The organism is Lysobacter antibioticus HS124 (assembly GCF_000336385.2).
In the GTDB taxonomy this organism is placed as follows: Bacteria; Pseudomonadota; Gammaproteobacteria; order Xanthomonadales; family Xanthomonadaceae; genus Lysobacter; species Lysobacter firmicutimachus.
Genome location: NZ_HG424449.1, coordinates 31,184 through 54,071, shown reverse-complemented (window position 1 = coordinate 54,071; position 22,888 = coordinate 31,184). Strand labels below are relative to the sequence as shown.

General features: G+C 70.2%; 23 protein-coding genes. 11 read left to right on the top strand and 12 right to left on the bottom strand.

The annotated features are described in order from the left end of the window. Nucleotides 1-3: 3 nt before the first annotated feature. Nucleotides 4-942, bottom strand: coding sequence for a proline racemase family protein (locus TX83_RS02495; RefSeq protein ID WP_064746363.1), 939 nt, complete (start codon nucleotides 940-942; stop codon nucleotides 4-6). Nucleotides 943-1,091: 149 nt separating this feature from the next. On the opposite strand from TX83_RS02495, the gene TX83_RS02490 reads away from it, so the two are divergent. Continuing rightward, the gene (locus TX83_RS02490; protein WP_079248002.1) at nucleotides 1,092-1,793 is read left to right on the top strand and encodes an AraC family transcriptional regulator; all 702 of its coding nucleotides are present in this window, start codon (nucleotides 1,092-1,094) and stop codon (nucleotides 1,791-1,793) included. A gap of 13 nt (nucleotides 1,794-1,806) precedes the next feature. Here TX83_RS02490 and TX83_RS02485 read toward each other — a convergent pair whose 3' ends face one another. The 3 genes from TX83_RS02485 to TX83_RS02475 form a co-directional block, all read right to left on the bottom strand. Further along, nucleotides 1,807-2,226 (bottom strand): RidA family protein, encoded by a 420-nt coding sequence (locus tag TX83_RS02485; RefSeq protein WP_186442496.1) that lies wholly within the window; start codon nucleotides 2,224-2,226, stop codon nucleotides 1,807-1,809. Nucleotides 2,227-2,429: 203 nt separating this feature from the next. Beyond that, nucleotides 2,430-3,782: a Gfo/Idh/MocA family protein gene (locus TX83_RS02480; RefSeq protein ID WP_064746337.1), complete on the bottom strand. Its 1,353-nt coding sequence runs from the start codon at nucleotides 3,780-3,782 to the stop codon at nucleotides 2,430-2,432. 128 nt (nucleotides 3,783-3,910) lie between these two features. After that, nucleotides 3,911-4,315: a RidA family protein gene (locus TX83_RS02475; protein WP_064746336.1), complete on the bottom strand. Its 405-nt coding sequence runs from the start codon at nucleotides 4,313-4,315 to the stop codon at nucleotides 3,911-3,913. Between the two features lie 256 nt (nucleotides 4,316-4,571). Between TX83_RS02475 and TX83_RS02470 the strand changes: the two genes are divergently transcribed. Genes TX83_RS02470 through TX83_RS02435 form a run of 8 tightly spaced genes read left to right on the top strand, consistent with a single transcriptional unit; the run spans nucleotide 4,572 to nucleotide 13,721 of the window. Next, entirely contained in the window at nucleotides 4,572-5,762 is a 1,191-nt protein-coding gene (locus tag TX83_RS02470; RefSeq protein WP_064746335.1) for a hypothetical protein, read from the top strand. Nucleotides 5,763-5,783: 21 nt separating this feature from the next. Further along, nucleotides 5,784-6,572 (top strand): SDR family oxidoreductase, encoded by a 789-nt coding sequence (locus TX83_RS02465; RefSeq protein ID WP_064746334.1) that lies wholly within the window; start codon nucleotides 5,784-5,786, stop codon nucleotides 6,570-6,572. Continuing rightward, a complete protein-coding gene (locus tag TX83_RS02460) occupies nucleotides 6,572-7,879 on the top strand; it encodes an amino acid deaminase (protein ID WP_064746333.1) in 1,308 nt (435 codons plus the stop codon). The genes TX83_RS02465 and TX83_RS02460 overlap by 1 nt, the downstream gene beginning before the upstream one ends. Nucleotides 7,880-7,890: 11 nt before the next feature. After that, nucleotides 7,891-8,748: a MurR/RpiR family transcriptional regulator gene (locus TX83_RS02455; protein WP_222423706.1), complete on the top strand. Its 858-nt coding sequence runs from the start codon at nucleotides 7,891-7,893 to the stop codon at nucleotides 8,746-8,748. Then, a complete protein-coding gene (locus TX83_RS02450) occupies nucleotides 8,745-10,208 on the top strand; it encodes an N-acyl-D-amino-acid deacylase family protein (RefSeq protein ID WP_064746332.1) in 1,464 nt (487 codons plus the stop codon). Before TX83_RS02455 ends, TX83_RS02450 begins: the two co-directional genes overlap by 4 nt. Continuing rightward, entirely contained in the window at nucleotides 10,198-11,127 is a 930-nt protein-coding gene (locus TX83_RS02445) for a 2-dehydro-3-deoxygalactonokinase (protein WP_064746331.1), read from the top strand. The genes TX83_RS02450 and TX83_RS02445 overlap by 11 nt, the downstream gene beginning before the upstream one ends. Beyond that, the gene (locus TX83_RS02440; RefSeq protein ID WP_064746330.1) at nucleotides 11,124-11,798 is read left to right on the top strand and encodes a 2-dehydro-3-deoxy-6-phosphogalactonate aldolase; all 675 of its coding nucleotides are present in this window, start codon (nucleotides 11,124-11,126) and stop codon (nucleotides 11,796-11,798) included. Before TX83_RS02445 ends, TX83_RS02440 begins: the two co-directional genes overlap by 4 nt. A 36-nt stretch (nucleotides 11,799-11,834) precedes the next feature. Then, a complete protein-coding gene (locus TX83_RS02435; protein WP_064746329.1) occupies nucleotides 11,835-13,721 on the top strand; it encodes a glycoside hydrolase family 35 protein in 1,887 nt (628 codons plus the stop codon). A 261-nt stretch (nucleotides 13,722-13,982) separates the two neighbouring features. On the opposite strand, the gene TX83_RS02430 is transcribed toward TX83_RS02435, so the two are convergent. The 5 genes from TX83_RS02430 to TX83_RS02410 form a co-directional block, all read right to left on the bottom strand. After that, nucleotides 13,983-14,498, bottom strand: a complete 516-nt coding sequence (locus tag TX83_RS02430) for a nuclear transport factor 2 family protein (protein ID WP_075574946.1) — start codon at nucleotides 14,496-14,498, stop codon at nucleotides 13,983-13,985. A gap of 191 nt (nucleotides 14,499-14,689) precedes the next feature. After that, entirely contained in the window at nucleotides 14,690-15,637 is a 948-nt protein-coding gene (locus TX83_RS02425) for an ADP-ribosylglycohydrolase family protein (RefSeq protein WP_064746327.1), read from the bottom strand. Beyond that, a complete protein-coding gene (locus TX83_RS02420) occupies nucleotides 15,634-16,014 on the bottom strand; it encodes a cupin domain-containing protein (RefSeq protein ID WP_064746326.1) in 381 nt (126 codons plus the stop codon). The genes TX83_RS02425 and TX83_RS02420 overlap by 4 nt, the downstream gene beginning before the upstream one ends. A 49-nt stretch (nucleotides 16,015-16,063) precedes the next feature. Further along, entirely contained in the window at nucleotides 16,064-16,270 is a 207-nt protein-coding gene (locus TX83_RS02415) for a twin transmembrane helix small protein (protein ID WP_064746325.1), read from the bottom strand. Next, nucleotides 16,267-16,629: a hypothetical protein gene (locus TX83_RS02410; protein ID WP_064746324.1), complete on the bottom strand. Its 363-nt coding sequence runs from the start codon at nucleotides 16,627-16,629 to the stop codon at nucleotides 16,267-16,269. The genes TX83_RS02415 and TX83_RS02410 overlap by 4 nt, the downstream gene beginning before the upstream one ends. Before the next feature lie 213 nt (nucleotides 16,630-16,842). Between TX83_RS02410 and TX83_RS02405 the strand changes: the two genes are divergently transcribed. Beyond that, nucleotides 16,843-18,261, top strand: a complete 1,419-nt coding sequence (locus TX83_RS02405; RefSeq protein WP_064746323.1) for a PLP-dependent aminotransferase family protein — start codon at nucleotides 16,843-16,845, stop codon at nucleotides 18,259-18,261. Here TX83_RS02405 and TX83_RS02400 read toward each other — a convergent pair. Continuing rightward, nucleotides 18,179-18,643 (bottom strand): MmcQ/YjbR family DNA-binding protein, encoded by a 465-nt coding sequence (locus tag TX83_RS02400; RefSeq protein WP_064746322.1) that lies wholly within the window; start codon nucleotides 18,641-18,643, stop codon nucleotides 18,179-18,181. The two genes, TX83_RS02405 and TX83_RS02400, sit on opposite strands and share 83 nt — an antisense overlap. A 67-nt stretch (nucleotides 18,644-18,710) precedes the next feature. Beyond that, a complete protein-coding gene (locus TX83_RS02395; protein ID WP_064746321.1) occupies nucleotides 18,711-19,118 on the bottom strand; it encodes a GFA family protein in 408 nt (135 codons plus the stop codon). A gap of 139 nt (nucleotides 19,119-19,257) precedes the next feature. On the opposite strand from TX83_RS02395, the gene TX83_RS02390 reads away from it, so the two are divergent. Next, entirely contained in the window at nucleotides 19,258-20,202 is a 945-nt protein-coding gene (locus tag TX83_RS02390) for a helix-turn-helix transcriptional regulator (protein ID WP_064746320.1), read from the top strand. 130 nt (nucleotides 20,203-20,332) lie between these two features. Here TX83_RS02390 and TX83_RS02385 read toward each other — a convergent pair whose 3' ends face one another. After that, nucleotides 20,333-22,741 (bottom strand): S8 family serine peptidase, encoded by a 2,409-nt coding sequence (locus tag TX83_RS02385; RefSeq protein ID WP_064746319.1) that lies wholly within the window; start codon nucleotides 22,739-22,741, stop codon nucleotides 20,333-20,335. Nucleotides 22,742-22,888 lie beyond the last annotated feature (147 nt).

The window sequence follows — 22,888 nt, the reverse complement described above, 5'->3', positions numbered from 1 at the left end:
CGTTCAGCGCGCCACCACGCCCCAGGCGAAGGGGTCGTTCGGGTCGATCAGCAATTGCGCGAGCGCGGTGACGTGAGCGCTGCCGGTGATGGTCGGCAATACGCCGCGCTCGCCGGAGCGATAGCGGCCTTCGAACACGCTGCCGATGAGGCTTTCCTGGCGCCACACCTGCTCCGGCGCGAGCTTGCCGTCGGCCGCCAGGCAGGCCAGCTTGGCGCTGGTGCCGGTGCCGCAGGGCGAGCGGTCATAAGCCAGGCCCGGACACAGCACGTAGTTTCGCCCGTCCAGCCCCGGCGTCGGCGAAGCCGTCTCCAACTCGATGTGATCGATCTCGGCGCCGTCGGCGCCGGTCACGCCCTGCGCGCCCAGCGCGCGCCGGATCGCCTCGGCGTAAGCACGCAGTTCGGGCTCGTGCGTCAGCGCGATGGGGCGGTCGATGCGGACGATGAAGAACCAATTGCCGCCCCAGGCGATGTCGCCGCGCACCTCGCCGTAGCCGGGCACGTCCAGGCGCACGTCGGCGGCATGGCGCCAGCTTTCGACGTTGTCGATCGACACCCGTCCGTCCTCGTGCAGCCGTGCGCCGACCGTGCCGACCGGGGTGTCGATGTAATGCTGCCCGGGTTCGATCCGGCCCAGGTACTGCAACGTGCGCACCAGGCCGATGGTGCCGTGGCCGCACATGCCCAGCGTGCCGACGTTGTTGAAGAAGATCGTCGCCGCGCAGGCGTGCGCCGACTGCGGCGGCAGCAACAACGCGCCGACCACCGTGTCGGAGCCGCGCGGCTCGCAGGCGATCGCCCGCCGCCAAGGGTCGAATTCGGCACGGAAGCGGTCGCGTTGCGCGGTCAGCGGGCCGGGGCCGAGATCGGGCAGGCCGGAGACCACGACCCGGGTCGGTTCGCCGCCGGTATGGGAGTCGATGACGTGGACGGTATGCATGCCGCACATGCTCGCGGCGGGGGCCGTCGGCGGTCTAGCGCGGCTTGCCGCCCACGGATGCGGAATTCGGCATAATTCGCAACGCCCTCCGAAGCCCGCCGACGATGCCCGCCTTGCCCGCCCCACCGGTCCGGATCGACGCCGACCTGATGCAGACCCTGTGCGACGCGCTCGCCGACGTGGTGTTCTTCGTCAAGGACGAGGCCGGCCGCTACACGCACGCCAATCTGACCCTGGTACGCCGGCTCGGCCTGAAGCGGCGCGAGGACGTGATCGGCCGCGGCGTCGAGGACGTGTTCCCGGCCCGTCTCGCCGCGCGCTATGCCCAGCAGGACCGGCGTGTGCTCGAAGGCGGCACGATCGAAGACCAGCTCGAAGTGCACCTGTATCCCAACCGCCGCCCGGGCTGGTGCCTGACCGGCAAGCGGCCGCTGCCGCTGGCCGGCGGCCGGCGCGGCCTGATCGGCTTGTCGCGCGACCTCGGCGCCCCGGACGGCCGCGACCCGACCTTCGAACGCCTCGGCCGGGTCGTCGCGCACATGCAGGCGCACTACGCCGAGCCGCTGCGCGTGGCCGCGCTGGCGCAGTTGGCCGGCCTGTCGGTGGCGCAGTTGGAGCGGCACTTCCAGCGCGTGTTCCAGCTCAGCCCGCAACAGAGCCTGATCAAACTGCGCATCGAAGCGGCGATGCGCGAACTGTGCGGCGAGGCGCGCATCGCCGAGGTCGGCCTGGCCTGCGGCTTCACCGACCAGAGCGCATTCGCGCGCCAGTTCAAGGCCACGGTCGGGATGACGCCGCGCGACTACCGCGCCCTGCACCGCGATGAGGGCTGGCCCGGCGGCGCGCGCTGATCCGGCGGAATTCCTATGCCAGCGCGATGGCCTCGATCTCGATCCGCCAGTCCTCGTCGTAAATGCCGGTGACGATCACCCCGACCGACGGCCGCACGCAGTCGCCGAAACGCGCCCGGCGTAGCGCGCGTTCGCGGCCGCGGTCCCCGGCCCGGGCCAGGAACACGTTGACCCGGACCAGATGCCGCAACCCCATCCCGGCCGCGGCCAATTGCCGCTCCACGCCGTCCCAGGCCAGCGCGCACTGCGCATCGAAATCCTCCGGCGCCGCGCCATCGGCATCGGTCGGCACCTGCCCGCTGACGAACAGCAGGCGGCTGCCGGCATGCAGGCGGTGCGCGGGCGGTCCGTCCGACACCGCATCGGCAGGCGCGGGCGAGAGCGCCAGCGTCGTGGCGCCCAGTCCCGCCAGCAGGAAGCCGCGACGGCGCAAGCTCAGCCCGCCTCCGGCGCGGGGCGCGGACGCCGGTCGGGTCTGGATAGGCCGGTTCGGGCCGAACGACGCACGCCGATAACCTCCAACAGGGTTATTGAAGGTTATGGCGGGGAACTTGAACCTGTCAACGGCGCTTCAAGGGTTTCCGACCGAAGGCTTCACGCAGGAGCGGCATACGCCGCCCCGGCGAAAACGCAGCCTCAGTAGCGGTCGTCGAAGGCGAAGATCGGCTTGCGGTCCTTCCACTTGCCCTCGGTGAAGTCGGGAAACGCCAACGTCTTGTGCTCGGCGATCGATTGCTCCGACAGCGGCGTGATCGCGCTCCAGGCGACTGCGTCGTAGATATCGATCGGCATGGCCTCGCCGGCCTTGAGCGCCTCGACGAAGGCATGGATCACGAAATAGTCCATGCCGCCGTGGCCGGCGCCGGCAGCGGCCTGGGCATAGCGCTTCCACAGCGGGTGGTCGTACTTCTGCAACCAGGCTTCGGCCGGGTCCCACTCGTGCGGCTTGCTCTTGCCTTCGATATGGATCGAATCGTTGACGTCCATCCACAGCCCGTCGGTGCCTTGTACGCGGAAGCCCAGCGAGTACGGGCGCGGCAACGAGGTGTCGTGCTGCAGCAGGATGGTCTCGCCGTTCTCGCATTCGATCTGGGTCGTGACCAGGTCGCCGAGCTTGAACTTGATCTTGGCGTTGGGATGGTCCGCGCCGCCCTTCTTGACGATGTAGTCGTGCAGGCCGCGCGCCTTGCTGGCGAACGAGCTGAGGTAGGTGAAGCGGTTGCCGCGATGGATATTGGCGACCATCGCGCAAGGGCCGATGCCGTGGCTCGGGTACAGCTCGCCGTTGCGCTCGACCGAATGCTCGGTGCGCCAGCGGGCCTCGGACCAGGCCTTGGGACCGAACTCCACGCCGTCGTTGATCAGCTTGTCCGGGTCGCCGCTGTTGAACTTGACCGCGCGCAGATCGTGCTGGTAGCCGCCCTGCAGGTGCACGATCTCGCCGAACAGGCCTTGGCGGACCATGTTCAGGACCGCCAGCACGTCGCGGCGGTAGCAGACGTTCTCCAGCAGCATGTAGGGCGTCCCGGTCTTCTGCTGCACGCGCAAGACCTGCCAATGATCGTCCAGGGTGATGCCGGCCACGACCTCGCAGGCGACCGCGATCCGCGCCTGCATGGCGGCGATCGCCATCGGCGCATGGAACTCCCAGGGCGTGGCGATGATCACCCCGTCCAGCCCGCCCTTGTCGAGCATCTTGCGGTAGGCGTCCTGGCCCTGCTCGCCGTACGTGGCGGGCTTGGGTCGGCCGGCCTTCTCGATCATCTTCATCGCGCGCCCGAGCATGATCGGTTCGATGTCGCAAAGCGCCACCACTTCGACGTCGTCGCGGCGCACCAGCTCGCGCAGCAGCACCTGGCCGCGCATGCCCGTGCCGATCATGCCCAGGCGAAGTTTCGAACGGGTACGCGCGAACGCCGGAGTGAACGCGTTGCTGGCCAGCAACGTGCCCGCGGTGGCGGAGGTGGCGAGGAAGTCGCGTCGGTTCATTGCAGGAAGCCTCGATCGGGTGCGGTGGGGTGGAAGGCGTAAGCGCGGGCAGCGCCGGGCGGCGGGAAATGCGTGGCGGCGAGAGAAACGATCCGGCGCGTCGCGCGCCGGCGGAACCGTTTCGCGGCTCAGCGCGGAAGCGGGGCGTAAGCGACGGCTTCGATCTCGATCTTGCAGTCGACCATCATCTGCGCGCGCACGCACGAACGCGCCGGCGGCCGGTCGCCGAAGTATTCGCGGTAGACGCGGTTGAAGCTCCAGAAATCGCGGGTATCGTCGAGCCAGACGGTGACCTTGACCACCTGCGTCAGATCGCAGCCGGCCAGCGCCAGCGCTTTTCCGACGTTCTCCATCGTGCGCCGGGTCTGCGCCTCGATGCCGCCGGGCTCGATCTCGCCGCGCTCGTTCATCGCCACCTGTCCGGAGATGTAGACGAAGTCGCCGGCGCGCACCGCCGGCGAGAACGGCAGAGACTGGCCCCCGGCGCCGCTGGGCTCCAGGCCGTAACGGACGATGGCGTCGGTGTCGCTCATGAAAGCCTCCGGCAGCGGGCATGGAACGAAGCAGCCGCGCCGCCGTCCGCGGTCCCGAGCTCGGGAAGCCGCAACGAAGGCTTCGACTGATGTGCTTCGCAGACCATTGAACCGGGACCGCCAGCACCGTCATGTGAAAGTATCCTACACGACCACTTCTTGCATTTTGCACCGCACAATGCCTTTATTTTCTTTTGGTTGATACCATCATCGAAAGATCAGTCGCCAAGTTGTTTCTAATTTACAAGGAACGCAGATGAGCACGGTGCGGTCGCCGGTCCGGTCCCTGTACGCCTATCCCTGGGACGTGGCCGCACGCGGCGCTCGCGAGTTCGCTTCCCAGGTGCGCGAGCTCGGCCTGGACAGCGTGACCCTGGCGTTGAGCTACCACGCCGGCAAGTTCGTCAGCCCGCACCACCCCGGCCGGCGCGTGGTCTTCCCCGAAGACGGCGCCACCTACTTCGCACCCGATCCGGACCGCTACGGCGAGATCGCTCCGTTCGCGCACTCCGATGCCGCCTTGTTGCGCATCGCCGCCGATCTCGCCGACGACGGCCGCATCGCCGTGCGCGCATGGACCGTGCTGCTGCACAACAGCCGCCTCGGCGAACGCCACCCCCGCCATGTCGTGCGCAATGCCTGGGGCGACCCCTACGTCCACAGCCTGTGCCCGTCCTCGCCGGCGGTGTTCGACTATGCCGTCGCGCTGTCGACCGATGTCGCCCGGCAACCGGTGCAGGGGCTGGTGCTGGAAACGCCGAACTGGTTGCCGTACGCGCATGGACACCGTTGCGAGTTCATCCAGGTGCGCGGCAATCTGTGGCTGGAAACTCTGCTGGGACTGTGCTTCTGTGCCGATTGCCGGCGCCTGGCGATCACCGCCGACCTCGACGCCGACGCCCTGTCCGCGCGCGTGCGCAGTCGCGTCGATGCCTATCTCGGCGCGCCCATCGACGCCGGCGCCGACCAGGCCGCGAGCTGGCTGATGGCCGACCTGCTGGATATGCCGCAACTGTCGGCGTATCTCAAGCTGCGCCAGCGCCGGGTGGCCGAGCTGGTTGCGGCGATACGCGCCGCGGTTCCGCGCGATCGCGAAGTGGTGGTGATTCCGACCGCACAACGGCCGACCGCTTCCTCCTGGCTGGAGGGCAGCCAACTGGCGGCGCTGGCCCAGGCGGCCGATGCGATCGAAGTGCCGCTGTACGAACCCAATGCCGCGCGCGTGGCCGCCGACGCGTTCGACACCGTGCAGCGGGTCGGCGCAGCCGGCCGGGTGCGCGCGATACTGCGTCCCGGCCCGCCCGATCTCGACGATGGCCACGAACTGGAGGCGGCGCTGCACGCGGTCAAAGCGGCCGGCATCGCCGATATATCCTTCTACAACTACGGCCTGCTTCGCCCCGACCGCCTGCGTGCGCTCGGCCGAACGTTGCGGCGGTGCGACTGAGAACACAGGAACCGAACGCGCATGAGTACGTCCCCTCGCCCTCGCCGCCTGACCCTGATCACCGGCGCCGCCGGCGGCATCGGCCAGGCCCTGGTCGCACGCTTCGTCGCCGGCGGCGACCGCGTGCTCGCTCACGATCGCGACGGCGCGGCGCTGGCTGAGCTGGCCGCAGGCTACGATCCGGATAGTGTGCTGACAGGCACATCGGAGCTGTCCGACCTGGACGCCTTGCGCGCATCGCTGGCGCCCACCCTGCAGACTCACGGCCCGATCGGCGCAGTGATCGCCAACGCCGGCAGCGCCGAAAGCCTGAGCCTGGCCGACACCAGCGCCGACTCGTGGCGGCGCGACGTCGAATTCAACTTGCACGCCGGCTATTGCACGATCACGGCCGCCATCGACGGGCTCAAGGCCAGCCGCGGCAACGCGGTCTTCATCGGCTCGGTCAACGGCCTGGCCGCGCTCGGCCATCCCGCCTACAGCGCGGCCAAGGCGGCGTTGATCAGCTACGCCCGCTCGATCGCGATCGAGTATGGCCGCTTCGGCGTGCGCGCCAACGTGGTCTGCCCCGGCACGGTCAAGACGCCGGCCTGGCAGGCGCGCGCCGACAAGCACCCGCAGGTGTTCGAAGACCTGCGCAAGTGGTACCCGCTGGGCGACTTCGCCGCTCCGCAGGACGTCGCCGAGGCGGCCTGGTTCCTGGCGTCGGAGCAGGCGCGGATGATCAGCGGCGCGGTGTTACCGGTGGACGGCGGGCTGATGGCCGGCAATCGGTTGATGGCGGCGGAACTGACCCTCGAGCCCTACTGATGAGCGCCGCCGCACCGATGAACGACGCATTGCGCGCCCTGCACGAACAATGGTTGCTGCCCGGCACCAAGGGACTGGCGCTGCAGACGCCGGTACAGCAGAGCGCCTTGGCCGGACACGGCCTCAACGTGCTCGACGGCCGCCTGTCCTATCCGGTTGCCGTACTGCGCGATTCGACCGTCGCCCACAACATCGCCTGGATGCGCGACTTCGTCGCCCGTGCCGGCGCACTGCTGGCGCCGCACGGCAAGACCACGATGAGCCCGCAACTGTTCCAGGCCCAGATCGAGGCCGGTGCCTGGGCGATCACCCTGGCCACCGTGCCGCAACTGCAGATCGCGTACCGTTTTGGGGTGCGCCGCGTGCTGCTGGCCAACCAGCCGGTCGCCCTGGCCGATATCGAAAGCCTGGCCGCGCTGCTGCGCGACGATCCCGCTTTCGAAGCCTGGGTGCTGGTCGATTCGTCCGCCGGCGTGCAGCGCCTGCAGCAGACGATGCAGCGGATCGCGCCGCAACGCCGCCTGCCCGTGCTGGTGGAGCTCGGCGCGCCGCAGGGGCGCACCGGCGTGCGCGGCGTGGACGCCGCCCGCGCGCTGGCGCGCGAGGTCGCCGCCGCGCCGCGACTGCGCCTGGCCGGCATCGAGGGCTACGAGGGGCTGTGGGTCGGCGCCGATCGCGAGGCCGATCTGCAACGCGTCGACGCTCTGCTCGCGCAGTTGCTCGAACTGACCCGCCACTGCGACGAGGAGCGGCTGTTCGACGGCGAAGAGATCCTGCTCAGCGCCGGCGGCTCGGCCTATTTCGACCGCGTCGCCGCCGCGTTCGCCAGCCTGCGGCACAGCTCCCGGCCGCTGCGGCGGGTGCTGCGCTCGGGCTGCTATCTGACCTCCGACCACGGCTTCTATCACGGCCTCCAGCAAGAGATGCGCACCCGCCACGACGCCAGCTTCCGCCATGGCCTGCAGCCGGCGCTGGAAGTGTGGGCCATGGTGCAGTCGCGCCCGGAGCCGGGCCTGGCCCTGCTGACCCTGGGCAAGCGCGACGCCTCCTACGACATCGACCTGCCCAGGCCGCTGTGCTGGCATCGCCCCGGCGACGGCGCGCCGCGGCCGTTGCGCGAGGCGCGCATCGCCAAGATGAACGATCAGCACGCCTACCTGGAACTGCCGCCGGAACACCCGCTGCAAATCGGCGACCTGGTAGCGACCGGCATCTCGCACCCCTGCACCACCTTCGACAAATGGCCGGTCCTGCTGACGGTCGACGACGGCTATCGCGTCACCGGCGCGATCAACACTTTCTTCTGAGGAGCGCGCCCTTGTCCGACAATCTGATTCCGGCGATCCGCGACGCCCTCGGACGACTGCGTCCGGCCGAGCGCAAGGTCGGCGAGGTCGTGCTGGCCGACCTGGACTTCGCCATCCACGCCAGCATCGGCGCGCTGGCCGCGCGCGCCGGGGTCTCGGAGCCCAGCGTGACCCGCTTCTGCCGCGCCGTCGGCTGCGACGGGCTGCGCCAGTTCAAGGTCCGCCTCGCCCACAGCCTGGCCGTCGGCGTGCCCTACCAGGCGGTGACCATCGACAAGGACGACGACGCCGCGACCTTGGTGCACAAGGTCTGCGACAGCATTTCCGTGGCCTTGCAGGACGTGCGCGAACGCACCGATCCGGCCGCGCTCGACGCCGCAGCGGCGCTGATCGCCGGCGCGCGCCGGGTGTGCTGCATCGGCGTGGGATCGGGCTCCGGCGTGGTCGCGCAGGACGCGTTCCTGCGCTTCTTGCGCCTGGACATCGCCGCCACCGCGCACAGCGACGGGCATCTGCAGCGGCTGGCCGCGGGCATGCTCGATCCGGGCGATGTGTTGTTCGCGATCTCGCTGTCCGGGCGCAGCGCCGAGATCAACGACAGCGTGCGCATCGCCAAGGACCATGGCGCGCAGGTCATCGCCCTGACCCAGGCCGGCACGCCGCTGGGCTGGGACGCGCACGTACCGCTGCTGCTGCCGCCGTCCAGCGCGGCGACCCAGTACTCGCCGGGCGTATCGCGGCTGATGCAGCTGGCCGTGATCGACATGCTCGCGATCGCGGTCGCCCTGCGCCAGCAGCCGGCCGTGCTGGAGAAGGCGCGGCGCGCCAAGGCCGAGTTGGAGCGCCTGCAGGCGCAGAGCCGGACATGAACCCGACGCGCGAATACGAGCTGGTCGTCGCCGACGCCCGGATCTACGACGGCAGCGGCGGCCCGGCCTATCGCGGCGACGTCGCGGTCGACGGCGGGCGCATCGCCGCCATCGGCGCGTCGCACACGCTGCGCGGACGCTTGCGCGAGGACGCGCACGGCCTGGCCCTGGCGCCGGGCTTCATCGACGTGCATACCCACGACGACCGTGCCGTACTCGACGATCCCGGGCTGTTCAACAAGCTCAGCCAGGGCGTGACCACGGTGATCGCCGGCAACTGCGGCATCAGCCTGGCGCCGTGGCGGGCCGACCGCGAGCCGCCCGCGCCGCTGTCGCTGATCGGCGGCCGCGAGCATTTCCGCTTCGACCGGTTCGCCGACTACCTCGATGCGGTCGATGCGGCACGGCCGGCGGTCAACGTCGCCGCACTGGTCGGCCATTCCACCCTGCGCATCGCCGAGGTCGCCGACTTGTCGCGGCCGGCCGACGAAGCCGAACTCGGACGCATGCGCGCGCGCCTGCGCGAGGCGCTGGACGCCGGCGCGATAGGTTTGTCCAGCGGCTTGTTCTACAGGCCCAGCCAGGCCGCGCCGAACAGCGAGGTGATCGCGCTCGCCGCGGAAAGCGGCGCGCGCGGCGGCGTCTACGCCTCGCACATCCGCGACGAGTACGACGGCGTGCTCGATGCGCTCGACGAAGCCATCGACGCCGGCGTCGCGGCGCGCACGCCGGTGGTGCTGTCGCACCACAAGTGCGCCGGACCGGCCAACTGGGGCCGCAGCGCCGAAACCCTGGCGCGGATCGATCAGCGCCGGCGCTCGCACTGGGTCGGGCTCGACGCCTATCCGTACACGGCCGGCTCGACCGTACTCGATCCGGATTACGTCGACGGCGTCATCCGCGTCCTGGTCAGCTGGTCGCAGCCGCATCCGCAGCAGGCCGGACGCGATCTGGCCGAGATCGCCGCCGATTGGGGCGTTGATCAGAAGGAGGCCGCGCGCCGCCTGCACCCGGCCGGCGCGGTGTATTTCCAGATGCGCGAAGACGACGTGCGCCGGGTGCTCGCCCACGACCGCACCATGATCGGCTCCGACGGCCTGCCGCACGACGCGCACCCGCATCCGCGCCTGTGGGGCGCGTTCCCGCGCGTGCTCGGCCACTACTGCCGCGACGAGGGGCTGTTCCACCTCGCCGAGGCGGTGCGGCGCATGACTTCGTTATCGGCCGACTGCTTCGGCCTCAAACGCCGCGGCCGCATCGCGCCGGGGCTGGCCGCCGATCTGGTGCTGTTCGATCCGGCCACCATCGCCGACCGAGCCAGCTATGCCGAACCCCGGCAGGCGGCCGCCGGCATTCGTGCGGTCTGGGTCGACGGCGCTTGCGCGCTGCGCGACGCCCGCGCCACCGGCGAACGACGCGGCCGCGCTCTGCGTCGCGAGGAGGAAAGACATGGCCGCTGATCCCACCGCAATCTCGCCCGGCGCGGTCGCCCTGATCGGCGTCGACTGGGGTTCGACCCACCTGCGCGTGCATGCCTTCGACGAACTCGGCGGCATCATCGCCACCCGCTCCAGCGCCAGCGGCATGGCCGGTCTCGCCTCGCCGGACGCGTTCGCCGCGGCGCTGGAAGAATTGCTCGGCGCCGATCTCGACGACGGCACCGCGCCGATCCTGTTGGCCGGCATGGTCGGTGCGCGCAGCGGCTGGCAGGAGGCGCCCTACGCGGCCCTGCCGGCCGACGCCTCGGCCCTGGCCGCGGCCTTGCAGCCGCTGGCGTTCCGCGGCCGGCGCGCCGCGATCGTGCCCGGAGTCAGCGGCGACAGCGACGGCTTCGCCGACGTGATGCGCGGCGAAGAGACGCAGGCGCTCGGCGTGCCGCCCGGAACCCATCGCGTGGTCGCGCCGGGCACCCACAGCAAGTGGATCGGACTCGACCGGGGCGCCGTCGTGGATTTCGCCACCTACCCCACCGGCGAGCTTTACGCGCTGCTGTTGAATCAGAGCCTGATCGGCCGCGGCCTGCCCGCGCAAGCCTGGTCGGAACGCGGTTTTCTCAGAGGCCTGGACACCGCGCGCGAGCGTCCGGATTGGCTGCATCAATTGTTCGGCGTGCGCGCGCGCCACGTTCGCGACGCGACCCCGGCGGAGGAATTGCCGGCCTTCCTGTCCGGCCTGCTGATCGGCTACGAATGCCTGGCCGCGAGCGTCGGCCGCGACCCCGCCGCCGACGGCGAAATCGCGGTGATCGGCGGCGCACGCCTCGCCGCCACCTACGCCCTGGCGCTGCGCCGTTACGGCTGCGCGCACTACATCATCGAAGGCGACACCGCCTTTTGCCATGGCCTGTGGCGCATCGCGAAGGCGGCAGGACTGGTATGAACGCCGACATCCGCCCCCCTGTCCAGCCTCCTCTGCGCACATGGCTGGCGCACTCGCCGTTCGTGGCGATCCTGCGCGGCATCACCCCCGACGAAGCGATCGGCGTCGGCGACGCGCTGGTCGACGCCGGCTGGCGGGTGATCGAGGTCCCCCTGAATTCGCCCGGCGCCTTCGACAGCATCGCCCGCCTGCAGCGTCGCTACGGCGACGACATCCTGCTCGGCGCGGGCACCGTGCGCCGGGCGGCCGAAGTCGACGAGTTGGCGCGGGTCGGCGCACGGTTGATGGTGTGCCCGCACACCGACCCGGCGCTGATCCGCTACGCCAAAACGCTGGGGCTGCTCGCCCTGCCCGGCGCCGCCACGCCCAGCGAATGCCTGGCGGCGCTCGACGCCGGCGCCGATGCACTCAAGCTGTTCCCGGCCGACGCGCTGGGTCCGGCCATGCTCGCCGCATCGCGTGCGGTGTTGCCGGCCGACGCCGCGGTACTGCCGGTCGGCGGCATCCATACCGACCTCCTCGCAGTTTGGCGCAAAGCCGGCGCGACCGGCTTCGGCATCGGCGGCAGTTTGTACCGTCCCGGCCGCAGCGCCGCGCAGGTCGCTCAGATCGCGCACGGCTTCAACCAGGCCTGGCGCGAGACCGAGGCCGCACGGCGCGCGCCGCGCTGACGTCATCCCCCAACCGCTAGGCCGGAGCCTCCGCGCATGTCGTCGATGTCCGTTTCGCGTTCTCTCGCCGCAGCCCTGCTCGGGCTGGCCCTCGCCCTGCCGACGCAGGCCGCGGCCGCGCCGCGCTTCGCCATCGACGGCGACCGCTTCCTGCTCGACGGCAGGCCGCACCTGATCCGCTCCGGCGAAATGCATTATCCGCGCATACCGCGCGAGTTCTGGCGCGAACGTCTGCGCCAGGCGAAAGCCATGGGCCTCAACACGGTCACCACCTACGTGTTCTGGAACCTGCACGAACCCGAACCCGGCCGCTTCGACTTCAGCGGCAATCTGGACATCGCCGCGTTCGTGCGCACCGCCGCCGAGGAAGGCCTGGACGTGATCGTCCGCCCCGGTCCTTACATCTGCACCGAGCTCGACTTCGGCGGCTATCCGGCCTGGCTGCTGCGCACGCCCGGACTGCGCGTGCGCAGCATGGACCCGCGCTACCTGGCCGCCGGCGAACGCTATCTGCGCCGCGTGCACCAGGAACTCGGCCCGCTGCTGAGCACGCGCGGCGGCCCGATCCTGATGATGCAGGTCGAGAACGAATACGGCTCCTACGGCCGCGACCGCGACTACATGGCCACCGCCAAGCGACAGATGATCGAGGCCGGCTTCGACCTGCCGCTGTTCACCTCCGACGGCGCCGGCCCGCACTACTTCGAAGGCGGCCCGTTGCCCGAGGTCGCCGCGGTGATCAACTTCGACGGCGACGTCGCCGACGCCGAAGCCGCGTTCGCCCACCTCAAGGCCTTCCGTCCCGGCGGCCCGCGCATGGTCGGCGAGTACTGGGCCGGCTGGTTCGACCACTGGGGCGAGCAGCACCACACCACGCCGCTGGAGCGCGCCGCGCGCACCGTCGACTGGTTCCTCGATCGCGGCATCTCGTTCAACCTGTACATGTTCCACGGCGGCACCAGCTTCGGCTGGATGGCCGGCGCGAACTACAGCCGCGACCAGCCCTACCAGCCCGATACCACCAGCTACGACTACGACGCGCCGGTCGACGAGGCCGGTCGGCTCACGCCGAAATTCCATGCCTTGCGCGAGGTCATCGGCCGCCATCTGCCGGCCGGCGAGACCTTGCCGCCGCTGCCTGCGCCGGCCGCGGCGACCATCGCGGTGCCGCGCTTCGTCCTGAGCGAATCGGCATCGCTGTGGGATGCGTTGCCGGCGTTGAGCCGGCCGGTATCGGCGCAGCTGCCGCGGACGATGGAAGACCTGCAGCAGAACTACGGCTTCGTGCTCTACCGCAACACCGTGCCGGCCGGCGCGCAGGGCAAGCTCAGCGTCGACGAGGTGCGCGACTACGCCAGCGTGTTCGCCGACGGCGCGCCTGCGGGCACGCTGGACCGCCGCTTCGGCGAGCGCGAACTCGATGCCGGGTTGAAGCCGGGCCAGCGGCTCGATCTGTTGGTCGAGAACATGGGCCGGATCAACTTCGGCACGCGCCTGGACGAGGAGCGCAAAGGCATCACCCGCTCGGTCTCGGTCGGCGGCCGCGCGCTGTACGACTGGACCCACTACCCGCTGCCGCTGAGCGACCTGTCCGGCCTGCGCTACGCCAAGACCGCAGCCGGCGCGCCGGCCGGCTCGCGTTTCTGGCGCGGCGGCTTCCAGCTCGAACGCGTCGGCAGCACCTTCCTCGACACCCGCGGCTGGGGCAAGGGCCACGTCTGGGTCAACGGCCATCACCTCGGCCGCTACTGGAAGATCGGCCCGCAACAGACCCTGTTCGTGCCGGCGCCCTGGCTGCGCCGGGGCCGCAACGAGGTGGTGGTGTTCGAAGTCGAGGGCGACGCCGGCGCGCGCAGCCTGCAGGGGCTGGCCGACCCGGTGTACGCGACCGATCCGGACGGCTTGAAGCCGGCCAAGCGCTGAGGCGGCGACGCAGGCCGCCTCGGCGGGCTTGCGCGATGTCCGCTGCGGGTTTCGTCGCGCCTGCGGGGCGAAGAACAACCCCCCCCTTTTCAAAAGGGGGAACAGCGGTTACGACGCGAATATGCGACGACGCCGAGCGCGGGCATAGTGCTTGAATGGTCCATCGTCGCCGGCGTACTTTCCCGCTGAAGCCGCCTGCCTTTGCCGTTCCCCCGTTGAAAAAGGGGGCAGGGGAATTTGCCGTTGCCGTCACGCCCGAACCTAAGGCGGCGGCGTCGAAGGCCGATGATCGAAGCTCAGCACCCTCGCCAAGCGCCAGACCCCGTTCTCCTGCTTCCACAGGTGCACGAATTTGGCGACTTCCGAGCCCGGCTCGCCTTTGCGGGCGAAGACATGGCGCCCGATCTGGACAGCGCCGTAGCCCTTCATCGGGTAGACCTCCAGACTTCCGGGCATCAGGGTGCGGGTGACGCCGTTGTCGCGCGGACACGACTTCAGCGTTCGGACGTCTTCGCCGACCGCCGCACCCGTGCGGTCGTGATAGAACTCCGCGTCGGCGGTGAAGATCGCCCGGAACCTGTCCGCGTCGCAGCTGACGAAAGCGGCGTCGAACAGTTGCTTGTCCATGCCTGCAAGCTCATCGAACAGCGGGCCCGACCGGGTCGTGTCCTGAGCCGAGCCGAGCGATGCGTATCCGATCAGGAGCGCCGCAAGGGCCCGGGCGTGCCGGCGGGCGGCGCAGGCCCCGGAGTGTCCGAGCGTGACGGGTGCGCGCATGGCAGTCCTCGACGGCGTCTGTGGTTTGAGTTTTACGATGCCGCATGGCATCGGCTCGAACGAATCGTTCCGCGCTGTGCGGGGCTATCGACGGTCTGCGCTCCGCGTCTTGGAAGCTAACGTTCTTCGCCCCGATACCGGGCCAAGCGCGGCCCCGGCCCGAGCCGCGCCGGCGGCGACCGCCGCGGAACTCAGTGCGTGGGCGTGGCCCCGCCGGCGATGCCGCTTTCCGCCAGCGCCAGCAATTCCAAGGCCATCGCCTCGATCTCCGCCCGCATCGCCAAGCGCTCGCGCCAGGCCGCAGGGATCGCTTCCACGCCGTAGTAAGCGCCGGCCAACTGGCCGCAGATCGCCGCGGTGGTGTCGGCGTCCTCGCCCAGGTTGGCCGCGCGCAGCACTGCCGAAGCGTAGTCGTCGGTGTGCAGGAAACACCACAGCGCCGCTTCCAGCGACCGCACGCTGTAGCCGGTACCGGCGATCTCGTCCTCGCGCTTGCCGGCATAGTCGCGCGCGTGCAGCGCGGCGATCGACGGGCTCTGCGGCGCCGGCATCGCCGGGGTCAGCACCGCCTCCTTGCCGGCGCCGAGCAATGCGGCGCGCAACTGCATCGCGAACAGGCGCGAAGCGTCCAGCGCTTCGGCTGCGCCGTGAGTGGTGCGGGTGGATTCGGCCGCGTAGTGCCGGCAGGCCTCGGCATCGGCGCGATACCGCATCGGCACCGGCGCCAGCCGCATCAGCGCGCCGTTGCCGGCGGCGCGCGGGCCCGGGTCGCCGGCATAGGGATCGCCTTCGCGCAGATAGCGATCCAAGGCCGCGCTCACGGTCGCGCCGATGTCGAAGCACTCGCCGGTGCTGCTGAGATAGCCGTGCGCGCGCCAGTTGCAATAGCGGTTCATCTGGTCGCGCGCGTCGAAACCGCGACAGTGGATCAGGCTCGCCCCCAGGCACAGCGCCATCGAGGTGTCGTCGGTCCACTGCCCGGCCTGCAGCCGAAACGGTCCGCCGCCGGTCATGTCGCGCAGCGGCGCGAAACTGCCGCGCGCGCTGAACTCGACCGTGGTGCCGACCGCGTCGCCGCAGGCCAGTCCCAGCAGGCTGCCCAGGTAGCGCGCGCGCAAATCCGGCCGGGTCGCGCTCATTCGCCCTCCGCATCGAGGTCTTCGTAGCACTCGGGCACGAAGCGCGGGGTGCAGATCGCCGCGAACAGCAGATCCTCGTCGCCGATGTTGACGATGCGTTGCGCCACGCCGGGCGGGATCACCGCTACGTCGCCGGCCCCGACCTCGATCGGGGCCAGATCGCCGACCTCGACCCGGCCGCGGCCGGCCAGGATCAGATAGCGCTCGGTGGTGCCGAGCAAGCGGTGCAGGCGGGTGGTCGTGCCCGGCTCGACCCGGGCGCGCGCGATCGAGGCCTGCGGGTCGTCGGGATGGTTCCACCATTCCAGGATGTGGCAGCGTTCCTGGAAGTAGTACTCGGCATGTTCGTCCTGGCGGACGATGCGGGCAGAGGTCATCGCGAGGCTTCGGCGCGGGCGGGCCGACAGCTTAGCCCGCACCGGCGGCTCAGGCGCCGACGCCGTGCGGCTGGACCACGCCGGTGAGGATGCCGACCACGACCAGGGCGATCAGCGCGATCGAAAACCCGATGCGCCGGGTCAGCGCATCGACCGTGCGCTTGCTGCTGCCTTTGTCGACCAGCATGTAGTACAGGCCGGCGCCGAGGTTGTAGAGGATCACCGCCATGAACGCGGCGACGAACAGGATTTTCATGGTTCGGCCTTGCCCGCGAGCGGGCGCGAGGAGAAAGAGGCGGCGGTCGCCGCGCGGCGACGCAACCAGCGCCAGCGCAGGATCAGCGCCGCGGTCATGACCGCGAGGAACAGGCCGTAGGCGACCGAGGTCGCCAACACCTGTTTCCAGATCGCACCGGCCTGCGGATCGGCGTTGTAGAACCCCCAATGCATGCCCCAGCCCGCGGCCAAGGTGGCGAGGATCAGACTGGCGGCATCGAAGGCGCTGCGGGCCCCGCCGCGCGGCTGGCGCGGATAGGCCCAGAACAGCCAGGCCAGGATCGAGAACCAGGGGATGAACAGGATCAGCGCCAGATTGAGTTCGACTTGCGGGTTCATGAGCGCGGGCATTCGCGCAGCTTTGGCTGCGGGAGCCACTGTCCGCCAATCGGATCAGTTGGCGTAGACTCAGATTTTGCTCAAAAAACCGGATCAGTCTGTTGGATGGCTGAGATTGGGGATTCGGGATTGGGCATTAGCTAGAGCAAACGCGGCCGCACCGGCGGCAGACCTTCGCCAACCCCCAATCCCCAATCCCGAATCCCGAATCCCGTGAAACGCTACCAAGCCCTCGCCGACGACATCGCGCGCTCGATCCGGCAGGGGTTGCTGCGGCCGGGGCAGCGTTTGCCCTCGGTGCGCGAGACCCGGGCGGCGCGCGGGGTCAGTGCCGCGACCGTGTTTCAGGCCTACTACCTGCTGGAGGCGCAAGGACTCGTGCAACCGCGGCCGCGCTCGGGCTATTACGTGCGCGCCGCGCCTGAGCCCTTGCCGCCGGAGCCGGATGCGGCCTCGGCGCCGGACGGCGAGTCCCGCCCGGTCGACATCAGTGCGCTGGTGTTCGAGGTGCTGGAATCGGCGATGGCGCGCGAGGTGGTGCCGCTGGGGTCGGCGTTCCTCAGTCCGGGCCTGTTCCCGCTGGCCCGGCTCGGCCGGGCGATGGCGCACGAGGCGGTGCACTTGGACCCGCGCAGTACCGTCGACGATCTGACCCCGGGCAAGTCCGAACTGCGCCGCCACATCGCCCTGCGCTACCGGGTCGAAGGCGTCGACCTGGGCGCCGGCGACCTGGTGATCTGCAACGGCGCGATCGAAGCGCTGAACCTGTGCATCGCCGCGACCACCCGTCCGGGCGATGCGGTGCTGGTGGAGTCGCCCTGTTTCTACGTCGCATTGCAGACCCTGGAACGGTACGGTCTGCGCGCGGTCGAGGTGCCGACCCATCCGCGCGAAGGCATCGACCTGGGCGCGCTCGACGCGGCGATCCGCCGCCACGCGCCCAAGGCCTGCTGGCTGATGACCCGTTTCCAGAATCCGCTCGGCGCCAGCCTGCCCGAAGCGAAGACCCGCGAGCTGGTCGAACTGCTGGCGCGGCACGAACTGCCCTTGATCGAGGACGACGTCTACGGCGAACTGCATTTCGGCGCGCAGCGTCCGCGCCCGGCCAAGGCCTTCGACACCCGCGGCCTGGTGCTGCACTGCTCGTCGTTCTCCAAGACCCTGGCGCCCGGCTACCGGATCGGCTGGGCCGCGCCGGGACGCTACGCGCAGCAAGTGGCGCGACTCAAGCTGACCCACACCCTGGCCACCTGCGTGCCGGCGCAGTTGGCGATCGCGCGCTATCTGCAACGCGGCAGCTACGAGCGGCACCTGCGCGGGTTGCGCAAAACCCTGGCCCAGCAACAGGCCGCGTATCTGCGGGCGGTGGCGCAACACTTTCCCGCCGGCACCCGGGTCACCCGCCCGGACGGCGGCTACTTCCTGTGGATCGAACTGCCGCCGGACCGCGACGCGCTATGGATCCAGCGCCAGGCCGCTCAGCGCGGCATCAGCGTCGCGCCGGGACCGATCTTCTCCGCGCATCGCGGTTACCGTCATTGCTTGCGGCTCAACTACGGCCACCCGCTCGACGACCGGGTGGACGCGGGCTTACGAGTCTTGGGCGAGCTTTCGGCGGCGCGATCGGGCTGAGCCGCGCGCGCTGCGCTTCGTCGGCATCGGCCAACACCTCGGCCTGACGCTTGCGGCTGAGATTGCCCAGCGCGCGCCGGTACGACCAGTCGACCAGTTCGGCCAGGTAATCGTCCGGCAGCCGGCGCACATCGACGATGGTGACCCAATGGTGGCGGCCCATGAACCGCGCGGGTTTGGCGCCCGGCATGTCGGTCAGCTCGACGAAGCGCTCGGGCGTGACCTTGATGCTGAAACGCCAGCGCTCGGGCTCGCTGGTCTTGAAATAGGCGAAGAACTTACCGCCGGCGCTGTAGACCAGGATGTTGGACGGCGCCGCATGCAGCGTTTCGACCGCGCCGGGATAGGCGCGGCACCAGCGTTTGAGGGCTTCGGTATCCATCGGCGGCAACGCAGCGGCGGGAGCGCGCCAGACTCGCACGCGCGACGGCGCGCGGCGAGCCCGGCGGTCACATATGCGCGGTGATCGCGGGCGTTTCGAACCAGTTGTTGTGCAGCCCGTCCATGAAACGCACCGGCGCCGCCGCCAGTACGGCGTGGTCGACATCCAGGCAGGCCACATTCACGGCGTAGTACTTGCCGCCGAGCACGTCGAGTTCGCCGCTGCCGAAGGCGTGGATGCCGCAGTGCTTGCAGAACTGATGATGGCCGCTGAAGGTACCGAACTGGTAGTCGCCCATGTCCTCCGGCTTGCCCGCGAGCAGGCGGAAGGCATCGGGCTTGGCCAGCGCCGTCCACTTGCGCAGCTTGGTGCAGATCGAGCAATTGCAGCGCGAGGTGCCGGCGTCGAGGTCGAGGTCGACCTCGTAGCGGATCGCGCCGCAGTGGCAGCTGCCTTGGTAGGTCTGGACGGTCATGGCTGACTCCGGGATTAGAGATTGGGGATTGGGGATTCGTGGTCGGGAGGCGGGGCTGCGGGCCCCCGTATCCGGGGCGAGATCAGAATAGCGCCTATCGAGGACAGGATATGTCCTCAATCGTCGCTAGACTGGCCCCATGCTCAAGACCTCCGCCCGCCTGCTGCGCCTGCTGTCCCTGTTGCAGCAGCGCCGCCACTGGACCGGCCACGAATTGTGCGACCGGCTCGAAGTCGACGCCCGCACCGTGCGCCGCGATGTCGACCGTCTGCGCGAACTGGGCTACCCGATCCAGGCCTCGGCCGGGGTCGGCGGCGGCTACCAGCTCGGCGCCGGCGCCTCGATGCCGCCGCTGTTGCTCGACGACGACGAAGCGGTGGCGATGGCAGTGGCCCTGCGCAGCGCCACCGCGAGCGTAGCGCGGATCGAACAGACCGCGCTGGGCCTGCTCGGCAAGCTCGATCAACTGATGCCGGCACGGTTGCGACGGCGGATCAGCGCGTTGTATTCGGTCACCGTATCGTTGGCGCAGGACGAGGACGGCCCCGACGTCGACACCCTGACCGAACTGGCCGGCGCCTGTCGAGACCGCCAGCTGATCGAACTCGAATACCGCGACCGCGGCGGCCGCGCCACCCGGCGCACGATCGAACCCTTGCGCCTGGTCAGCAGCGGCCGGCGCTGGTACTTGCTGGCCTGGGACCGCGGCCGCGAAGACTGGCGCCTCTTCCGCGCCGACCGCATCCAAAGCCTGCGCTGCGGCGCCGGCTTCGCCCCGCGCGAGTTCCCCGAGGACGTCGCCGGCTACGTCCAGCGCAGCCTCAGCCAGGGCATGACCGGCGACGTGCTGCGCGCGCGCCTGCACGGCTCGGCCGAAGCGTTGGCCCCGGGCCTGCCGCCGTGGTGCGGCGTGCTCGAACACATCGACGAGCACAGTTGCCTGCTGCACGTGCGCGGCGAAACGCCGGAGGATTTCATCGCCCTGCTGGCCCTGACCGGAGTCGAATTCGAGCTGATCGGCGCACACGACCGCCTGCCGCAATTGCGGGCCGTGGCCGAGCGCTTGGCGCGCGCCTTGGCCTGACGCCCGGCGGCACCGGCCGCCTCTGCGGTCCGCACAAGGCGATGCCCGCCGGCGGGCGGGCATCGGTGGCAGAACCGAACGCGCAGGGTGGACCCGCGCCGCAGGCGCGACGCGGGCCGCCGGCGCCGGCTTACTGCGCGACGGCGTTGGCGCAGGCCGCGTCGTTTTCGTCGTGCAGCACGTCGTAGCTCTTCTGTCCCGCCGGCAGCGGATTGGCTTGGGCCGGCAGCAGCCCGCGATAGGCCGGGTCGTACAGCGCGGTCAGGAAGCAGGCCTGCGACTGGGCATGGAACTTCAAACGGCCGGTGCCGTAGCTGCTGTCGAAACCGGCAATGCCCAGGTCGTTGCCGCCGGTGCCGGCCACATAGGCCAGCGAGTCGTACACCGATCCGGTCAGCGTGACGTTGCGCTGCCGCAGCGCCGCAGCGTAAGTGGCGCGCTGCTGGGCGGTCGGGTTGGCCGGCAGCACCGGCACGGTGGCGTTGGTCAGCTGGCGCTGGTGCTGCAGGCCGAGCAGGGCCAGCGCGGCCACGTGCGGGGTCGCCGAGGAAGTGCCGTTGAACTCGTTATCGCCGTAGGACACCGTATCGACGTTGGCGAAGTTGGCCATGTCGGGCTTGGCGTTGCCGGCCGCCTGCCCGTTCGGACGCGCACCGCCGGCGGCCAGCACCGGGCCGCGCGAGCTGTAGGCCTCCAGGTTGGAGGTCGCCGCATCCAGCGCCGCCACCGTGATCACGCTGGCCGAGTCGGCCGGATGGATCAGCGAACGCTCGGCCTGAGCGTACTGCGGGGTGTAATAGCCGCCGATCATCAGGCGCAGGAAGTTGTTCGCGGCGGCGGTCTTGCGGACGATGCGCAGGCCGAACTTGCCGCCGCCGGCGAAACGATTGGCGTTGAACACATTGTCGCATTCGGCGGTGCGGGTCGCGGCCGACGGGACGAAGGAGATGCCTTCCAGCGGCGTCTGACCGGCACCGCCATTCTGTGCGGCGTCCGATTGCGTCGCCACCACCCAGCCGGCCGGGGTGACCACGCGGCCGTTGCGCCGCACCGCATCGGCCCAGCGCACCAGCTCCAGCCGGTAGTCGGCGTCGGTGAGGTTGTTGGCGTTGGTCCAATCGTTCCAACCCAGGGTCGCGCTGATCTCGAAGTTCTCCTGATCCGCCGCGCTGAAGGCGCCGACCGGAATGCAGCCGTCGAAGTCGGCGCCCAAGTTCAGGCGATTGACGTTGTCCACGCCCGCGGCGCTGAGATCGAAGTCCTGGCGCACGTTGGCGACCGCGCCGGCGGTGCTGTTGCCGTCCCAGTGCACCTGGGCCTCGTTGCCGGCGGCGTTGAGGACCAGCACGCCGTTGCGCGTGGCCGCCTCGATCGCGTCGTACAGGCCCTTGAGGGCGCTGCCGTTACCGGTGCCGTCACCGGGCCCGTACAGATCGAAGCCCAGCGACGCGGTGATGACCTGCGCGCGCGGCTCGCCCTGGATGACGTTCTGGGCGTTGAGGTTGGCCGCGTCCTGGACCGCGCTGACCCAGTCGGCCGCACCGGAACTGTCGTAGACGCGATACGACGCCGCCGGCGCGATGTCGTAGACGATCTCGGTCACCGCATTGCCGTGGGCGGCGCCGCGGTGGCCGAACGCCTGTCCCGGCAGCGCGCGCAGGGTGATCTTGTTGGGCTCCGCGGCGGTGTTGCTCGGCCACTCGCCGGCGGCCTGCAATGCCGCCACCTCGCCGCCGAGATTGCCGAAGTGATCGATGATGGCGATGCCCAGGCCTTCGCCGCGCAGGTCCCTGCGCAGGTTCTCGGCGAGTCCGCCGTACTGGCCGAGCGCACGCAAACGGTCGATATTGCTGGCGGTGGCGCCGTCGCTGAACACCGCGGTCTGCGACATCTTCATCAGCGACACCTGGGCCACCGATTGCAGGCCGGCGACCCATTCTAGCTTCGCCAGCGGCACCAACGCTTCGAGCGTGGGCGAACCGTTGACCGGGGTCGCCTGCAGGCCGGCGGCCAGCAGGGTGTCGCGCAACGCCGAGGTGGCGCGGTCGAGCAGGCCGGGGTTCTGCACATCCTCGTAGCTCAGGGCCAGATCGAGGCTGACCTTGACCTTCTCGCCGTCGCGGAAGCGCTGCGGAATGCCGGCGCGGTCGAGCGCGGCGATCTGCGCCGCGGCACTGATCGCGTGGCGGGCGGAACGACCGGCATTGCCGGCGCCGGTGGCGGCCGGCGCGCCGTTCGCGTGCGCTGCGCTGTTGGCGCCGCCGCCGGCCTGGGTCTGCGCCAACCATTGCACGGCTTCCAGCAACTGGCCACTGCCCAGCTTGGCCTGCGCATCGTTGCGCGGCGTCGGCGCGGCGTAGGCCACGCCGTGCAGGCCGGCGCCCGGCCAGGCGCCGGACGCCTGGGAGGCAGCGAAAGCGTCGCCAGGCGCGCCTTGCGAAGGCGTCCCCGCATCGCGGTGCGACCACATCAGCACGGTCGCGCAAGCCGCCGCGAGCCCGAGCACGACGAACGTCTTTTTGGAAGAGATCTGCTTCATTGCTGTGGATGTCCTATGCAGTTGACTGCCGGCACGAAGCGACGCCGCCGGCGGACTCGCGCGACAGGTCTGTTCCGGCGGTGGGAACTTCGAAGGAAGCGGTCCGACGCGAGGCGTTTCGAACCGGCTCAGGGAATCAAACGTGCG

What these genes read in the sequence shown, in the direction of transcription:
- TX83_RS02495 (WP_064746363.1), bottom strand. Translation starts at nt 942, where the DNA reads ATGCATACCGTCCACGTCATCGACTCCCATACCGGCGGCGAACCGACC.
- TX83_RS02490 (WP_079248002.1), top strand. Translation starts at nt 1,092, where the DNA reads ATGCAGACCCTGTGCGACGCGCTCGCCGACGTGGTGTTCTTCGTCAAG.
- TX83_RS02480 (WP_064746337.1), bottom strand. Translation starts at nt 3,782, where the DNA reads ATGAACCGACGCGACTTCCTCGCCACCTCCGCCACCGCGGGCACGTTG.
- TX83_RS02475 (WP_064746336.1), bottom strand. Translation starts at nt 4,315, where the DNA reads ATGAGCGACACCGACGCCATCGTCCGTTACGGCCTGGAGCCCAGCGGC.
- TX83_RS02470 (WP_064746335.1), top strand. Translation starts at nt 4,572, where the DNA reads ATGAGCACGGTGCGGTCGCCGGTCCGGTCCCTGTACGCCTATCCCTGG.
- TX83_RS02465 (WP_064746334.1), top strand. Translation starts at nt 5,784, where the DNA reads ATGAGTACGTCCCCTCGCCCTCGCCGCCTGACCCTGATCACCGGCGCC.
- TX83_RS02460 (WP_064746333.1), top strand. Translation starts at nt 6,572, where the DNA reads ATGAGCGCCGCCGCACCGATGAACGACGCATTGCGCGCCCTGCACGAA.
- TX83_RS02450 (WP_064746332.1), top strand. Translation starts at nt 8,745, where the DNA reads ATGAACCCGACGCGCGAATACGAGCTGGTCGTCGCCGACGCCCGGATC.
- TX83_RS02445 (WP_064746331.1), top strand. Translation starts at nt 10,198, where the DNA reads ATGGCCGCTGATCCCACCGCAATCTCGCCCGGCGCGGTCGCCCTGATC.
- TX83_RS02440 (WP_064746330.1), top strand. Translation starts at nt 11,124, where the DNA reads ATGAACGCCGACATCCGCCCCCCTGTCCAGCCTCCTCTGCGCACATGG.
- TX83_RS02435 (WP_064746329.1), top strand. Translation starts at nt 11,835, where the DNA reads ATGTCGTCGATGTCCGTTTCGCGTTCTCTCGCCGCAGCCCTGCTCGGG.
- TX83_RS02430 (WP_075574946.1), bottom strand. Translation starts at nt 14,498, where the DNA reads ATGCGCGCACCCGTCACGCTCGGACACTCCGGGGCCTGCGCCGCCCGC.
- TX83_RS02425 (WP_064746327.1), bottom strand. Translation starts at nt 15,637, where the DNA reads ATGAGCGCGACCCGGCCGGATTTGCGCGCGCGCTACCTGGGCAGCCTG.
- TX83_RS02420 (WP_064746326.1), bottom strand. Translation starts at nt 16,014, where the DNA reads ATGACCTCTGCCCGCATCGTCCGCCAGGACGAACATGCCGAGTACTAC.
- TX83_RS02415 (WP_064746325.1), bottom strand. Translation starts at nt 16,270, where the DNA reads ATGAAAATCCTGTTCGTCGCCGCGTTCATGGCGGTGATCCTCTACAAC.
- TX83_RS02410 (WP_064746324.1), bottom strand. Translation starts at nt 16,629, where the DNA reads ATGAACCCGCAAGTCGAACTCAATCTGGCGCTGATCCTGTTCATCCCC.
- TX83_RS02400 (WP_064746322.1), bottom strand. Translation starts at nt 18,643, where the DNA reads ATGGATACCGAAGCCCTCAAACGCTGGTGCCGCGCCTATCCCGGCGCG.
- TX83_RS02395 (WP_064746321.1), bottom strand. Translation starts at nt 19,118, where the DNA reads ATGACCGTCCAGACCTACCAAGGCAGCTGCCACTGCGGCGCGATCCGC.
- TX83_RS02390 (WP_064746320.1), top strand. Translation starts at nt 19,258, where the DNA reads ATGCTCAAGACCTCCGCCCGCCTGCTGCGCCTGCTGTCCCTGTTGCAG.
- TX83_RS02385 (WP_064746319.1), bottom strand. Translation starts at nt 22,741, where the DNA reads ATGAAGCAGATCTCTTCCAAAAAGACGTTCGTCGTGCTCGGGCTCGCG.